Consider the following 15,184-nt stretch of genomic DNA (forward strand, 5'->3'; position numbering starts at 1 on the left):
ATGTTCTCCTATCCGATGGCGAGATGGTCGAGGTTCGGCCCGCCATTCGCCGTGGTGCCGGTGGCCCGGACGGTGTTGGCGCCGGCGGTGAGCGACGCGGTGACCGACCTGGTCTGCCAGGTGGTCCACGCGCCGGTGCCGGGGAAGGACAGCTCGTCGGCGGCAAGGGCGCCGTTGACCGTGATGTCCATCGGCCGGTTCGCGGTGGTGCCGTTGGCGAACCGGAACGTCAGCGTGGCCGGCCCGGCCGCGGCCGCGGTGACCGTCCACTCGACATAGCTGCCGATCTCGTTGTCGGAGTTGACGAACCCGGTGCCGGTGAAGCCGGCGTGGTTGGCCTCCACCACACCGTGGAAGATCGTCGCGCTCTCGGCTTCGAACCGGTTCGCCTGCGGCGGCTCGGCGCCTGCGTTCGGCCCGACGTCCGCGGTGGTCAGCGGCCGGCGCGGCGCGTTCCCCGGCACGAACTCGTCGGCGCCGACGTCCTTGAGGTCCGACCGGGTCTGCAGGTCGAAGTCCCGGCCGGCCCGCGGGACGTCGCCGGCCGCCGCGTTGATCGCCGGGCTGCCCGAGGAGAGCCGGTTCAACCCGCCCGGGTCGGTCACCAGCAACGGGTTCACCACGCGGTACCCGGACGAGGGCGCGTTGCCGCCGGTGCCGGCCCAGACGATGTTGCCCTGCCAGGTGGTTCCGGTCGCCTCGTCGACGTCGAGCAGGCCGCCGGAGCCGCCGCCGACGAAGATGTTGTTGGCGAACGTGCACTGGTTCGGGCCCAGCCGGTCGGTGCCCTGACCCACCTGCAGCAGCGCGGTTCGGTTGCCCACCACCGTGTTGAACGCCACCACGACCCGGTCCGGCCGGGCGTGCGAGGTGGAGCCCGTCGTGTCGTCGGCGATGTCGCCGGAGCCGGCGATGATCTGCCCGGTGCCGCCCTGGATCACGTTGTTGATCAGCACGTGGTCGTTGTCGTAGAACCGGAGCCCGGCGGTGCCGCCGAGCATCAGGTTGCCCTCGACCAGGTTCCGGTTGCCGTGCCGCAGCACGATCGAGCCGCGGGTGTTGCGCAGCGTGTTGAACCGGACGACGTTGTCCGACGACTTCACCGAGATCGCCTCGGAGTCGCCGTCGGCGTGGTCGAACAGGTTGAACTCGACCGTGGCGAACGCCGAGGCGAGCTGGCGGAAGCTCAGGCCGAGCCGGATGGACTCGCCGCCGTTGGATCCGTCGAAGGTGTGGTTGTGGAAGTAGTTGTGGTGGATCCAGGTCCGCTGCGCCATGTCGTCGCCGCCCGGCCCGGCGATCTGCAGGAACACGCCCTGGGTGCTCTTGTTCTGGAACGTGTTGTGGTCGACCTCGGCGTCGTTTCCGGTCACCGTCACCCAGTTCGTCCCGCCGGACAGCTGCACGACGTTGCGGGTGAACCGGACGTGCTCCGAGCCGCCCGGGATCGTGATCGTGCCCGAGTGGGTGAACCGGAACCCTTCCACGACGACGAAGTCCGCGTTGGAGAAGGAGAAGCCCGAGGTGCCGCGGATCTCCGCGCCGCCGACGTTCTGCGCGGCCACGGTGATCGGCGCCGTGGCGGTGCCCGAGCGCCGCAGCGTGATCGAGCCCGATGTGGTGTACGTGCCGTCGACCAGCTCGATCCGGTCGCCGGCAACCGCCTGGTCCGCCGCCGACTGCAGCTGCGCGATCGACGACACGACGATCACCCTTGCCGGGGTGACGTCGGCGGGGACCGCCGCGGGTGCGGCGATCGTGAGGATCGCCGCACCCAGCAGGGACGCGACAGTCCGGTACCTCATGGGACGTCCACGTAGTCCAGGTTCGGGCCGCCGTTGGCCGTGGTGGACACCGCCCGGATCGTGTTGGCGCCCGCGGTCAGCGCGGCCGTGATCGACTGGGTCTGCCAGGTCGTCCAGGCCCCGGTGGGGTTGAACGCCAGCTCGTCGGCGACGAGGGTGCCGTTGACGAAGATGTCCATCGGCCGGTTCACCGTCGTGCCGTTGGCGAAGCCGAAGCGCAGCGTCGCGCCGCCGGCCGCCTCCCGGTTCACCGTCCACTCCTGCACGCTGCCCACGGCGTTGGTCAGGTTGCAGAACCCGCTGCCGGAGAACCCGACGTGGTTGGAGTCGATCGTGCCCTGGCAGGACCCGGTCTCGGCCTCGAAGCGGTTCGACGGCGTCGGCGGCGGGCAGGACTGGGTGGAGTCGGACGCGGTGACCCGCAGCGCTCCACCGGAGGTGTTGGCGCTGTCCCGCACGCAGTACCCGTTGACGGTCTGGAACCGCATGTCCTGCGAGCCGGCGCTGCGCTCCGCGCGGAACCGCTCGAAGACCACGGAGGAGTCGGTGTTGGCCGTCACCGCCGCCCGGGTGTCGCTCGAGACGAACTGCACCGAGCTGTCCACGAACCGGATCCCGTTGGCGTTGCGGATGTACCAGCCGTACGCCGGCCGGGTGCCGATGCTGTTCGGGTTGTAGTTGTTGGGGTCGTTGCTGGGCACCGAGGTCGACGTGGAGGTCGAGCCGCCGGGCACGGTCAGGTGCACGTTGGTGAACGTGACGTTGCTGATCTTGTTGTTGGCGCCGGACTCGCCCCACAGCGTGGCGGTGAAGTTCTCGCTGCTCTGCCCGGTCGAGGTGATGTTGTCGTAGGTGACGTTGGTGATCCGGCCGACGCCCGGGTTGTTGCCGCAGCGTCGCCTTGTCCCGACCTTCTGCATGATCGCCGAGCGCACGTTGGTCATGGTGATGTCCCGGTAGTGCACGTCGGAGATCACCGTGCCGTCCATGGACACCATGCCGAGGCCGGACTTGTTGGAGCCGTTGATGGTGATGCGTTCGAAGTGGTAACCGGTGAAGTCGCCGCAGGTCTCCGAGCCGAACATCAGGGCGTTGCAGCACACCGCGCCCAGGTGCGAGTCCGAGACGCGCACGTTCCCGTTGGGCAGCTTGGCGCCAAGCGCGTAGTCGCTCTTGAAGGCCAGCGCGTCGTCGTTGGCGGTGATGTTGGCGTTGGTGATCGTGACGTTGGTGGTGCTGATGACGTTCCAGCCGTCCCGGTCGCTGGCCGTGTCGATGCGCAGCCGGTCGGACACCACGTTGGTGCAGCCGTTGATCAGCATGGCGAAGTGGCCGCCGCGGCGCAGGGTGAGCCCGTCGCCGACGCGCAGGCCGTTGCACCGGGTCAACGAGATGATCTTGTCGGCCTCGCCGTCGTCGGGGTTGCCGGTGATCAGGTGGCCGCCGCCGTCGATGACGCCGCCGCCGACGAAGCCGATGTTGGTCAGCCGGTCACCGAAGATCATCGCGTTGTGGAAGTGGCTGTGCCCGAAGTCCTGGAAGTCGTCGAACGGGTTGTCCTCCGGCTCGTCGTACTCGTCGTTGCTCGCGCCCCGGATGGTGGCCCCGGCGTCGACCTGCAGGGTCACATTGCTCTTCATGTGAATCGTGTTGCGGGACTGGTAGGTGCCTGGCGGGAACTGGACGATGCCGCCACCCGCCGCGGCGGTGGCCGCGTCGATCGCCCGCTGGATCGCCGGGGTGTCGTTCGTGGATCCGTTCCCCGTGGCGCCGAAGTCACGCACGTTGAACGTGGCGGCCCCGGCCGTCCCGGGCGCGACCATGATCACACCGGCCGCGAGTGCCAGGATCGAGGCAAGGTTGATCACACGTCTGTGCATCAGTCTGCTCCTCATGCAGGGTTGAGGACCGGCTATCCGACAGCCAGGTGGTCCAGGTTGGGCCCGCCGGTCGCGACCGTCGACGTGGCCCTGATCGTGTTGTCACCGGCGTTGAGCGGCACGGTGATCGTGGCCGTGCCCCAGTTCGTCCAGGCCCCGGTCGGGTCGAACGCCAGCTCGTCGGACACCAGGGCGCCGTTGACCGTGATGTCCATCGGCCGGTTCGCCGTAGTGCCGTTGGCGAACCTGAGCGTGACGGCGGTCGAGCCGGCCGTGGTGGCGGGCACCGTCCACTCCGCGACGCTGCCGACCGCGTTGGTGAGGTTGCAGAACCCGGTGCCGGTGAACCCGGTGTGGTTGGAGTCGATCGTGCCCTCGCACAACCCGTTCTCCGCCTCGAAGACGGTCGGAGCCGGGCCACCGCCGCCCGCGTAGTCCGACGCGATCCACGCCTCGTCGATCCGCAGGCGCTGGAACCGGGTCGAGTCGCTGGACGCGGCATGGGTGTTGACCACCTCGAGCCGCACGTGCCTGGTGTTGCGCACCGGCAGGTCGATGACCGCCACGCCGCGGCGGCTCGGTAGCGTGCCGGTGGCGATCGGGCTGCCCCAGTTGGACCCGTCGCCGCTGACGTAGACCCGGTAGTCCCGGATCCGAGCCGACTGCTCGGTGTCCGACCTGGCGTAGGCGACCGAGTCCTCGCGCTGGTTGATCCCGATGTACTGCACCCGCTTGGTGGAGCCCAGGTCGAACCGCAGCGACACCGGCAGGGTCTTGTTGCTGTCCCAGTAGGTCAGGTAGCTGCCGTCCGCCGCGGCCGCCGCGCCGTGCCCGCTTGCCGAGGCGCTGGAGCTCATCGTGTAGGTCGACGGCGGGATGATGCCCTGCCGCCCGGCCGTGGTCACCCGGAACACCGTGTCGAACTGGTCCCAACTGGACACTCCGGTCAGCGTCAGGTTCCCGCCGCTCTGGGTGAACGAGACCGGTGTCCCGGTGCGGAAGTTGGTCACGCCGGTCACCCGGTAGCCGTTGTCGCGCAACCGCAGCGTGCTGCCAGACGGCCGGGTGATCACGTGGATGAAGTGCAGGTCGGGGTTGGTCTTGCTGATCGTGGTCACGCCGTGCGCGCCGTCGTTCCAGAACCCGGGCTTGAGACCGCCGAACATGTAGCCGCCGCCCTCGGTTCCGTTGATCGAGCCCCAGATCGCGTTGAGGTAGGTGTTGGCGAAGTTGTTGAAGGACTCCTGGTTGCTCGGGAACCGGCCGTTGACCTGCGCGGTCTCGGCCATCAGCGACTTGATCGAGGAGCCGGCGTTGGTGATGTACCGGCCGAGCGTGAGCCGCTGGTCCACGCTCGGGTTGGAGCCGTCGTACCACCAGGCCCCGCTGCTCGGCAGCTTGTAGTCGGCCTCGATCAGCCGCGGCGCCGCGGTGTAGACCGCCTGCGGGTAGTCGTAGGACGGGGACATGCCGGTCTTCTGCTCGTTGCTGATCATGTCCATGATCGGCGTGTCCTCGTTGTTGTTGCTCAGTGTCCACGTCGGACGCATTTGCCGGACGCGCTCGTAGAGGCCGTTGCGCTCCCAGTAGGCGTTGTCGTTGTCGATCCAGAACCCGGCCAGCTCGTTCTCGTCGTAGCGCTGCATGACCTCGACGAACAGGTCGTAGCTGAACTCGCCGAACCCGTCGCGGGTGTGCAGGTCGACCGAGTGGCCCTTGAAGTTGGAGTACGCCGAGGAGTTGAGCCAGCTCTGCCCGGACGGCAGGCCCTCGTTGAACCACTGCGGGTCGTCGGTCATGTAGAGGATCGTCTTGAGGCCCTGGGAGTTGGTGGCGTTGATCAGTTCCTGGAGGAAGTCCCGGTTCGTGCGGCAGCTTCCCGGGATCGCCGACGGCCATGGCCGGGCGTAGCCCAGCCGGCTGTGGAACGTGGCCAGCACGATGTACTGGGCGTGCAGCTTCTTCGCCTCGTTGACCCAGTAGTTGGCGTTCCAGCCGCCGTTGGTGACGTCGTTCTCCCAGCCGCTGCAGCTGGTGTGCTGCGGCGAGGTGCGCATGCCCCAGTGGATGAACAGCCCCGCCTGGGCGTTGCGCAGGAAGTCCTGGCGCGGATGTTGCAGCTCGGCTTGCGCGGGGACGGGGCTCAGCGCTATCAACGACCCGGCGGCCACCGCGAGCGCGGCCAGCCCAGCTCGGAGTCTCGCGCGGCAGCTGCCTCTCATGATCCTCCTCCTCGAGGACAGAGATCCGATCTTTTACGCCTTGGGATCTGTACTGTACTCGGAGTGCGCCGGTAGAGAAAGGTATGGACCACTTATTCATGGGATCTTTCCCGCTGGACGAAACCCCTGGGGGTGAAATGCCATGAAGGACTCCCTCCGGACGTCCCACGCCGGCGAAGGAGTCCTTCATGGCACTCGGCCGGGGTGCGGTTCGCCGCGCCAGCACGCCGCACCCCGACCTCGCCCTGCTCAGCCGGTCGGGAAGTTGTCCGGGGTGTTGATCCGATCCCGGACCCAGACTCCGGCCGGCTTCAGCGGTCCGGTGCCCGTGTAGGGACCGTTCGGGCAGGTGCCCTCCCGGAACACCGCGCCGGAGCGGAAGTCGTCGGAGTAGTTCCAGTTCACCCAGCTGATCTTCTTGCTGGCCATCAGGTCGAGGTACTGCTGGGCCCGGGTGAAGTTGTTGCCACCGTCGCCGCTGGCGGTCTGGGTGCCGAACTCGGTGACGAACATCGGGATCCGGTCGGCGGCCCTGGACAGCGTGTTGAGGTACTCGGTGCCGTGCGAGGCCGCGTAGAAGTGGAACGTGTACATGATGTTGCCGGCCCGGACCGGGTTGTTGATCACCTCGGTCTCGCTCGCGCCGTCCGACACGCCCAGCGACGACCACGCCCTGGTGCCCACCAGGATCGGGGTGTCCGGGTCGTTCTGCCGGATCACCGGGATCAGCTGCTCGGCGTAGCTGCGCACGGTCGACCAGGTCACCCCGTTGGGCTCGTTGGCGATCTCGTAGAGCAGGTTGTTCTTTCCGTTGTGCCGCTGGGCGATCTCGGTGAAGAACGTGCGCGCCCTTGACAGGTTGAAGTTCGGGTCGCCGGGGTCGAGCATGTGCCAGTCCACGATCGCGTACATGCCGCGGGCGGTGACCTGCTCGATGATCTGGTGCACCAGGTCGGTGAAGAACCGCGGGTTGGTCTCGTACCCGTCTTCCTGGATGTACATCGAGATCCGCAGCACGTCGGCGGTCCAGTTGGTGGCCAGCGCGTCCAGTGAGGCGTTGTTCACGCACTGGCGGTACCACTGCAGGCCGTGCGTGCTCATGCCGCGCAGCTGGATCGGTTGGTTGTGCTGGTTGCACAGCTTCGTGCCGCACACGTGGAGCTGGCCGTTGATCGCCACCGGGGTGCCGGTCGCGGCCGGCCGGGTCGTCCCGGTCACCGGGGCGCTGCGCGCGGACTCGTTGCCGGCGGCATCAAGGGCGGACACGGCGTAGGTGTGGGAGGTCGACGGCGCGAGCCCGCCGATCGTGGCGCTGGTGCCGGCCGGGCTGGCCACGACGGCCGAGCCCTCGTAGACCCGGTAGCCGACCACGCCGACGTCGTCCGTGGATGCCGTCCAGGACAGGGAGATGCTGCTCGACGTCGTGCCGGTCACGGTCAGGTTGGTCGGCACGGTCGGCGGCTGCCCCTCGTCGCCCGGCCCGATGTCGATCTTGTCGAGGTTGGGTCCCCCGTTGGCCGTGGTCGCGGTGGCGCGGATGGTGTTGCTGCCGGCGTTGAGGTTCGCGGTGATCACGCGGGTCTGCCACGTCGTCCAGGCGCCGGTGCCCGGGAAGGACAGGCCGGGCGCGACCACCGTGCCGTTGACCGCGATGCTCATCGGGCGGTCGGTGGTGGTTCCGTTGGCGTAGCGGAAGATGAGCGTCGCCGGGCCGGATCCGGACACGGTGAACTGGACCGAGCTGCCGACCACGTTGTCGTAGTTGACGAACCCGGTTCCGGTGAACCCGGCGTGGTTGGACTCGACCACGCCCTGGGTGATCGTGGCGCTCTCGGCCTGGTACTCGGCCGCCGGGGCCGCCACGTCGACGTCGAGGTAGTCCAGGTTGGGCCCGCCGTTGGCGGTCGTGGCCGCGGCGCGCACGGTGTTGCTGCCGGCGTTGAGGTTGGCGGTGATCGTGCGGCTCTGCCAGGCGGTCCAGGCGCCGGTGCCGGGGAAGGACAGGCTGGCCGCGGCGGTGGACCCGTTCACCGTGACGGTCAGCGGCCGGTCGGCCGTGGTTCCGTTGGCGTACCGGAAGGTCAGCGTGGCGGGGCCGGCCTGGGTGGTGCTGACCGAGAACTCGACGAAGCTGCCGGTCAGGTTGTCGTAGTTGACGAACCCGGTTCCGGAGAACCCGGCGTGGTTGGACTCGACCACGCCCTGGGAGATGGTCGCCGACTCCGCCTCGTACCGCGTGGGCGCCGCCGCCGTGGGAGTCGGGGCGATGAGGCCGACCACCACCCCGGCGACCGCGGCGACGGGCAGGCTCACCCGAAGCGTTCTCGATCTCATGAATCCTCCTCAACCGGTGTACTGCACGACGATCTTGGTGAAGCCGTACGGCTGCTGAGCGATGCCGCTGCACGCGTCGGCGTCCGAGCCGGCGGTGCACGGCCGGTCCCGGTTGATCGACCAGAACGCGAACCGCACGATGTGGTGCTGCCGGGCGTAGGTCAGGATGAGCCGGAAGTCGTCAAGCGTGACGGTCTCGCCGGCCACGTCGGTTCGACCGTTCATCGAGGACAGTCCGATGTGGCGGTAGGCGGCGTCGTCGCCGTAGCCGTACGCGGACTTGACCGCCGCCTTGAGGCCTTCCATGGCGCTGACCGACGCCTGGCCCATCGTGCCGGTGTGGCCGTCGAAGTCGAACGGCATGACGATCCAGCCGTCGTTGTCCAATCCGGCCGCCGCACCGCGGTTGATCAGGTCGCGACCGGTGGCGTCCGGTCCGTTCGGCGTGGTGCCGAACGTGACCAGCGTGACGATGCCGGGGTTGCTCGCCTTGACGATCTTCAGTGCGTCGATCACCCGCTGCCGCACGGTGGCGCTGCCGAACTCGGTGTTCTCGATGTCGATGTCGATCGCCTTGAGCCGGTACGCGTTGATCACCCGCTGGTACGCCCCGGCCAGCGCGGACGCGCTCGAGCAGAACTCGCCGAGCTTGCGGCCGCTCCACCCGCCGAACGAGACGATCACGTCGCCGCCCGCGGCCCGGATCGCGTCGATGCTCGCCTGGTCGGCGCCGCCGGTCAGCGAACGGGATCCGTCCCACGCCGGGTTGCAGGTGCCGTCGGACAGGATGAACGCCAGGGTGAACCACCGCACCCCGGTGGCGGCCATGACGTCGGTCGGCCGCTGCGGGTTGCCCCAGCCGAGATACTCGTACGGCGCCGCGGCCATGCCCGCCGGCGCCGGGGGAGTGTCCACCCCCACCGTGAGCCGGTCCAGGTTGGGCCCGCCGTTGGCGGTCGTCGCGGTCGCCCGGATCGTGTTGGCGCCGGCGTCGAGGTTCACCGTGACGCTGCGGGTCTGCCAGGTGGTCCACGCCCCGGCCCCGGGGAACGACAGGCTCGCCGCCGCCGTCACCCCGTTGACCGCGATGGCCATCGGCCGGTCGACGCCGGTTCCGTTGGCATACCTGAAGGCCAGCGCGATGATCCCGGCCTGGGCGGCGGTGACGGTGAACTCGACGTAGCCGCCGGCCACGTTGTCGTAGTTGACGAACCCCGTGCCGGAGAACCCGGCGTGGTTGGCCTCCACCACGCCCTGGGAGATCACGGCGTCCTCCGCCTCGAGGCCGACCGCCGGCGCGGCCGGGTCGACCTCGAGGAAGTCCAGGTTCGGCCCGCCGTTCGCGGTCGTCGCCGTGGCCCGCACCGTGTTCGTGCCCGCGTCGAGGTTCGCCGTGACGATGCGGCTCTGCCACGCCGTCCACGCCCCCGTCCCCGGGAACGACTGGCCGGCGACCGCGGTCACCCCGTTCACCGTGACGTTCATCGGCCGGTCGGCCGTGGTCCCGTTGGCGAACCGGAAGATCAGCGACGCGTTCCCGGCCTGGGCGGCGGTGACGGTGAACTCGACGTAGCCGCCGGCCACGTTGTCGTAGTTGACGAAGCCCGTGCCGGAGAACCCGGCGTGGTTGGCCTCCACCACGCCCTGGGAGATCACGGCGTCCTCCGCCTCGTACCGGGTCGGCGCCGCCGACACCGGCTCGGCCACGGCGACCGCCCCGACCAGGACGGCCACACTCACAAGCGCACTGCGCACCCGCGGCAATCGGGACACGTCGCCCTCCCCGGAAGGCCACCCGGCAGGGAGCAGGGGGAATTGTTAGGCAGTCTTCCTAACTGATGGATAGCACACCCGGGTGTTGGCCTGTCAAGAACCCGCCGACCCGATGTACCGGTGGCCGGGACCCAGGTGGACGCCGAGGTTCAGCGCTTGCCTCGGGGCCGCATCCAGAACAGCAGCGCACTGACGAGCGCGACGAGCAGTCCGAAGAAGATGATGAACCTGATGAAAGCGATGTGCTCCGCTCCCGACTGCAGGTGCAGCAGGTTGGCCAGGTCGCTGACCAGGGCAAATACCGCGGCCGCCAGGACGGAGACAAGCAGCGCCACGGGGATCGGGCGTTCCTTGCCGAGGCGATCCATCGAGGTATAGGCGGCGCTGGCCAGCGCCCGGAACGGGCGGGCGGACCTGGCGGTTCCCAGAAACAGGGCCCCGGTACGCCAGTATGCCTTGAACAGGGCCAGCGAGTACTCCGGGTTCGGGCCGCAAGTGTACCGATAGGTGCCGCCGGGTTCTTCCTTGCGACCGACCACGAGGAACTGGGTAGGTTCGTTGTCGGTCAGGGCAAACAGGCTGTGCGTCGCGATGACGACCTGGCACCCTCGGTCCCTGGTCAGGGCGTACAGCTCCGCAAAGAATGCCGGCCTGGAGTATTCCGCTATATGTAGCTCGGGCTCATCGAGGATGACGATGCTTTTCCGTATGTCGATTCCCAGGAGGGTCAAGAAGACGAAGAAGCATTCGTTCTCGCCCGAACTCATGAAGTCGGTGCTGCGCCCGCGGCCCTCACCTCCGCGTTTCAACTCGATCACCGGTTGCCCTTTGACGAGGTCACACCTCGTCAGCTCCAGGAAGGGCTCCGCGGCTGCCGATCTTCGGCCGGCCGCCGGATCGGTGATCACTCGTTGCAGGATTCCCCTGAACTCGTCGAAGAACCTGAACCTGTGCTGGTCCGGCCCGAGTGGGCGGTCGAAGGGCAGGTTCAGCCGTTCGATCTCCTGGCCGAGGTGGAGATTGAGATCCTTGACCGACTCCCGTATCTGGTCGCGTTTGCCGAGGTCGGCCAGGTCGGTGTTGATGGCCACCACGCGGTTTCCGTCGATTGCCACCGTCGGGCGGGGAGGGAAGGCGGCGATGACCTTGCCGGCATCGTCGGTGACGATGCTGGTGGAGGTGGCGGCCTGATGCGACAGGAACGGGGCGATGGCTGGGTTCCGCCCGTCGTACAGCACCGCGAGGTGCTCGGCCATGTCGAGATCATCACACCGCGACCGGTTCAGCACGTGGGAGACGGTCAGCTCGGGATCGCTGGTGAAGGCCACCACGACAGTGAAATCGGAGGTGACTCCGGTGAGGTCGGTTTCACATTCGTACCGTATGCGCGGCGTCGTCCGATAGCTGTCGTCGAACCATTCATCCACGGAACGCATGGGCGCCAAGGTGTCCCTGATCGCCTTGTGCCTGGGCCGGAGTGCCGCCTCGATGGAGTCCAACTGTGCCGCGACGCCGGGAGTGAGCTCGGGGTGCGATCGCAGGGCGGCGTGGAGCGCGGGAGGTTGAATTTTCACCCCGTCGTGGTCCATGACGACCCGGTACATGGTCGCCACGTGTCCGAGAACGGCAAGGCAGTCCAGAATAGTTGACTTGCCGATCCCGTTGGCGCCGTGCAGGAGGGTGATCCGTTCATCGAACGTGATGTCCAGAGTCGGGATCGCCTTGATATGCCTGATGGACAGCCTGCGGACTCTCAAAGATCACACCCTGCTCACTGAGCCGGGTTCGACCGCCGATGACCCCACGCCGGACGTCACACACCCACCTCGCCACATACGACAACGACCAGATCCACCCCAACAGAGTCGCACGGAGGCACCGAATTGCTACACGGTGCACAGGTCAAATTGATGACAGTTTGGTTGCCGTCCCGGTGACGGCCGTCCCGCGCCGGCCCGCCGGTCAGCGCCGCGCGGTGATCCGCCGGACCTGGGCCCGGAGGTGGTCGTGGGCGGAGCCGTCGATGCCAAGGGCGTCGAGGGCGAGCAGGGCGGCGCCGAGGACGGGAGGGTCGGAGACGAGGGTGATCTCGGCGCGGGGGGCTGCGGTGCGAAGGCGGTCGGTGATGACGCCGAACAGGGTGGGGTCGTGGGTGCGGAGGACGCCGCCGCCGAGGACGACGGCGACGGGGGAGGTGCGGAGGTCGAGCCGGCGCAGGGCGGCGGTGGCCATCGTGACGATCTCCTCGCCCTGCCGGACGACAAGGGCGCGGGCCACCTGGTCGCCGGCGGCGGAGGCGGCGAGGACGGCCGGGGCGAGGTCGGCGAGACGGTCGTAGGCGACCTCGCCGAGGTGGATGGCGGTGATGACGTCGGCGATCCGGGGGTGGCCGAAGTGCCGGGCGACCGCGTCGACCAGGGCGGTGGCCGGGCCGCGGCCGTCCTCGGCGCGGGCGGCGTGCCAGAGGGCGAGGGCGCCGAGGTGCTGGCCGCCGCCCCAGTCGCCGCTGATCTGACCGAGAGCCGGGAACCGGACCAGGCGGCCGTCCGCGGCCCGGCCGACGCAGTTGGTGCCGGCGCCGCAGATCACGGCGACGGCGTCGGGCGCCTCGGTGCCGGCGCGCAGCAGGGCGAAAACGTCGTTGTCCACTATGGACTTTTCGGCCCAGCCCGCGGCGGTGACCGCGTCGTTGAGCGCGGCCAGCTCGACCGGAAGGTCCGCGCCGGCAAGGTAGACCGCGGCCAGCGCCGGGCGCACGTCCGCGCCGACCCCGGCCCGGTCGCGCGCGAGCCGAACCAGACCGTCCAAACGGGACATCGCAGCGCCGATGCCGCCGACGGTCTGGTGGTTGCTGCCGGCGCCCCTGGCGTAGCCCAGGACGGTGCCCGCCGTGTCGGCCAGCAGCACCTCCGTCTTGGAGTTGCCGCCGTCGATGGCGAGAAAAGTGTTCATCACAGCACCTCGCAAGCTCGGTGCCGGCGACCCTGCCGCCTCGTTCCCCGGCGGCAGGGCAGTGTCCGATGGTTCGCTCCGCAAGCTCCGCTCACTAAGCCCATCCCAGGTACGCGGCGTTCGCGGCGAGCAGCTGGTCGGTCAGCCGGTCGGCGAGGTCGGCCTGGCCGATCAGGGGATGGGCCAGCAGCGCGTGGAACACCCGGTCGCGGCCGCCGCGGCGGGCGGCGTCGAAGGCGAGCTCCTCGTAGCCGGAGTGGTGGGCGACCAGCCCGGCGATGTCCGGCGCCAGCGGGGAGGTGGGCAGCGGGAGCGCGCCGTTGGCGCCCACGGCGCAGGACACCTCGATCACCGCGTCGTCCGGCAGGGTGGCGAACGTCCCGTCGTTGCGCACGTTCGCCGCGTGAACCCCGCCGTCATCGCCGCGCAGCGACGCGAGCAGGCCGACCGCGGCCTCGGAGTAGAACGCGCCGCCGCGCTCGGACAGCAGGGCCGGCTTGGTGTCCAGGGTGGGGTCGGCGTACATGGCCAGCAGCTCCCGTTCGATGTCGGCGACCCGGGCGCCGCGCGTGGGTGTCCGCCGCTGCTCGGCCACCACCTCGTCATGGCAGTAGAAGTATCGCAGATAGTACGACGGCACGGTGCCGGTGAGCTCGAGAATTCCTTGCGGTATCTGGACTTGCTCGGCCAGCTGCTTGCCGTGCTCGGCGAGCAGCTCTGGCAGGCGGTCCACCCCGTCGACGACCGCGGCCCGTTCCCAGGTGAGGTGGTTGAGCCCGACGTGGTCCAGCAGCACCGAGTCGGGCGGGACGTCGAGCAGCGCGGCGAATCTCCGCTGCAGTCCAATTGCGACGTTGCACAGGCCGACCGCGCGGTGCCCGTCGTCGAGCAGCGCCCGGGTGACGATGCCGACCGGGTTGGTGAACGCGATGATCCACGCCCCGTCCGCGGCGCGGGCCCTTGCCCGGCGGGCGACGTCGAGCACCACCGGGACGGTGCGCAGCGCCTTGGCCAGGCCGCCCGCGCCGACGGTCTCCTGCCCGACGCTGTCCACCTTGCCGGGGAACGTCTCGTCGCTGATCCGGGCCCGCTGGCCGCCGACGCGCAGCTGGATCAGCACCACGTCGGCGCCGCTCACCCCGGCGTCCAGGTCGGCGGTCCAGGTCAGGGTGCCCGGGTGCCCGTACCGCGCGAAGATCCGCCGGCCGAACGGGCCGATCACGTCCAGCCGGTCGGTCGCCGGGTCGATCAGCACCAGCTCGTCGACGGTGCCGGCGGCGCCAAGCTGCCCGCGCAACCGGGCGAACCCGTCGATCAGCTCCGGGGTGTACGTCGAGCCGCCGCCGACCACCGCAACCTTCACGCCTTCACTCCCGTCAACGTCACGCCTCGCACGAATGCCTTCTGGGCGAAGAAAAAGACGACGATCACCGGCAGCATGACGAGCACGGTCGCGGCCATCACGAGGTTCCACTCCACATGGTGCAGGTGCTTGAACTGGGACAGCGCCAGCGACAGCGTCCAGTTCGCGGTGTTCTCACTGGTGTACAACAACGGGCCGTAGTAGTCATTCCACGCGTAGAAGAACTGGAAGATCGCGGTGGCGGCGAGCCCCGGCCGGGCCATCGGCAGCACGATCCGCAGCAGCACCTGCCACTCCGAGCAGCCGTCGATGCGCGCCGAGTCCAGGTAGTCGTCCGGGATCGTGAGCAGGAACTGGCGCAGCAGGAAGATGCTGAACGCGTCGCCGGCCAGCATCGGCAGGATCAGCGGCCACAGCGTGCCGGTCAGCCCGACGTTGGCCCACATCAGGTACAGCGGCACGGTGACCACCTGGGGCGGCAGCATCATCATGCCGATGACCACGAGGAAGATCGCGTTGCGCCCCCGCCACGGCAGCTTGGCCAGCGCGTAGGCCGCGGGAGTGCTCGACAGCAGCATGAAGCCGGTGGCCAGCACGCTGTAGAGCAACGAGTTGACCAGGTAGCCCAGCATCGGCACCTTGGTGAAGATCGTGGCGAAGTTCTCCGGATGCCAGGTGGTCGGCCAGTAGTTGCCCGTCAGCGCCTGGTCGGTGGTCATGAACGCGGTCAGCACGACGAACCCGAACGGCGCCACGAAGATCACCCCGAGCGCGATCGCCAGGCTGTGCCGCGCGATCAGCACCAGCGCCGACTCCCGTCTCATCGCCGATCCCCCGGCGTGTTTGCGTGTGGCG

9 protein-coding genes are annotated in these 15,184 nt (G+C 68.9%); all 9 read right to left on the minus strand.

Features of this window, described 5'->3' with window-relative positions; genetic code table 11:
* Positions 1-8: 8 nt before the first annotated feature.
* The 9 genes from VGX25_RS33595 to VGX25_RS33635 all read right to left on the minus strand — a co-directional run bounded on the left by VGX25_RS33595 (position 9) and on the right by VGX25_RS33635 (position 15,153).
* Entirely contained in the window at positions 9-1,805 is a 1,797-nt protein-coding gene (locus tag VGX25_RS33595) for a chondroitinase-B domain-containing protein (RefSeq protein WP_326922004.1), read from the minus strand.
* Positions 1,802-3,685, minus strand: coding sequence for a glycosyl hydrolase family 28 protein (locus VGX25_RS33600; RefSeq protein WP_326922005.1), 1,884 nt, complete (start codon positions 3,683-3,685; stop codon positions 1,802-1,804). The genes VGX25_RS33595 and VGX25_RS33600 overlap by 4 nt, the downstream gene beginning before the upstream one ends.
* Positions 3,686-3,717: 32 nt before the next feature.
* Positions 3,718-5,907 carry a discoidin domain-containing protein gene (locus tag VGX25_RS33605; protein ID WP_326922006.1) on the minus strand — a complete coding sequence of 730 codons (2,190 nt, stop codon included), beginning with the start codon at positions 5,905-5,907 and terminating at the stop codon, positions 3,718-3,720.
* Between the two features lie 249 nt (positions 5,908-6,156).
* Complete coding sequence (locus VGX25_RS33610; protein WP_326922007.1) at positions 6,157-8,241, minus strand: cellulase family glycosylhydrolase; 2,085 nt, start codon at positions 8,239-8,241, stop codon at positions 6,157-6,159.
* 9 nt (positions 8,242-8,250) lie between these two features.
* Positions 8,251-9,975, minus strand: coding sequence for a CBM35 domain-containing protein (locus tag VGX25_RS33615; protein WP_326922008.1), 1,725 nt, complete (start codon positions 9,973-9,975; stop codon positions 8,251-8,253).
* Between the two features lie 188 nt (positions 9,976-10,163).
* Positions 10,164-11,771: an AAA family ATPase gene (locus tag VGX25_RS33620; protein WP_326922009.1), complete on the minus strand. Its 1,608-nt coding sequence runs from the start codon at positions 11,769-11,771 to the stop codon at positions 10,164-10,166.
* A 205-nt stretch (positions 11,772-11,976) separates the two neighbouring features.
* On the minus strand, positions 11,977-12,966 hold the full coding sequence (locus VGX25_RS33625; protein ID WP_326922010.1) for an N-acetylglucosamine kinase: 990 nt from the start codon (positions 12,964-12,966) through the stop codon (positions 11,977-11,979).
* Between the two features lie 94 nt (positions 12,967-13,060).
* The gene (locus tag VGX25_RS33630; protein WP_326922011.1) at positions 13,061-14,329 is read right to left on the minus strand and encodes a 6-phospho-beta-glucosidase; all 1,269 of its coding nucleotides are present in this window, start codon (positions 14,327-14,329) and stop codon (positions 13,061-13,063) included.
* Entirely contained in the window at positions 14,326-15,153 is an 828-nt protein-coding gene (locus VGX25_RS33635; protein WP_326922012.1) for a carbohydrate ABC transporter permease, read from the minus strand. The genes VGX25_RS33630 and VGX25_RS33635 overlap by 4 nt, the downstream gene beginning before the upstream one ends.
* Positions 15,154-15,184: the final 31 nt, after the last annotated feature.

The organism is Actinophytocola sp. (genome assembly GCF_035942955.1).
GTDB lineage: Bacteria > Actinomycetota > Actinomycetes > Mycobacteriales > Pseudonocardiaceae > DASYTH01.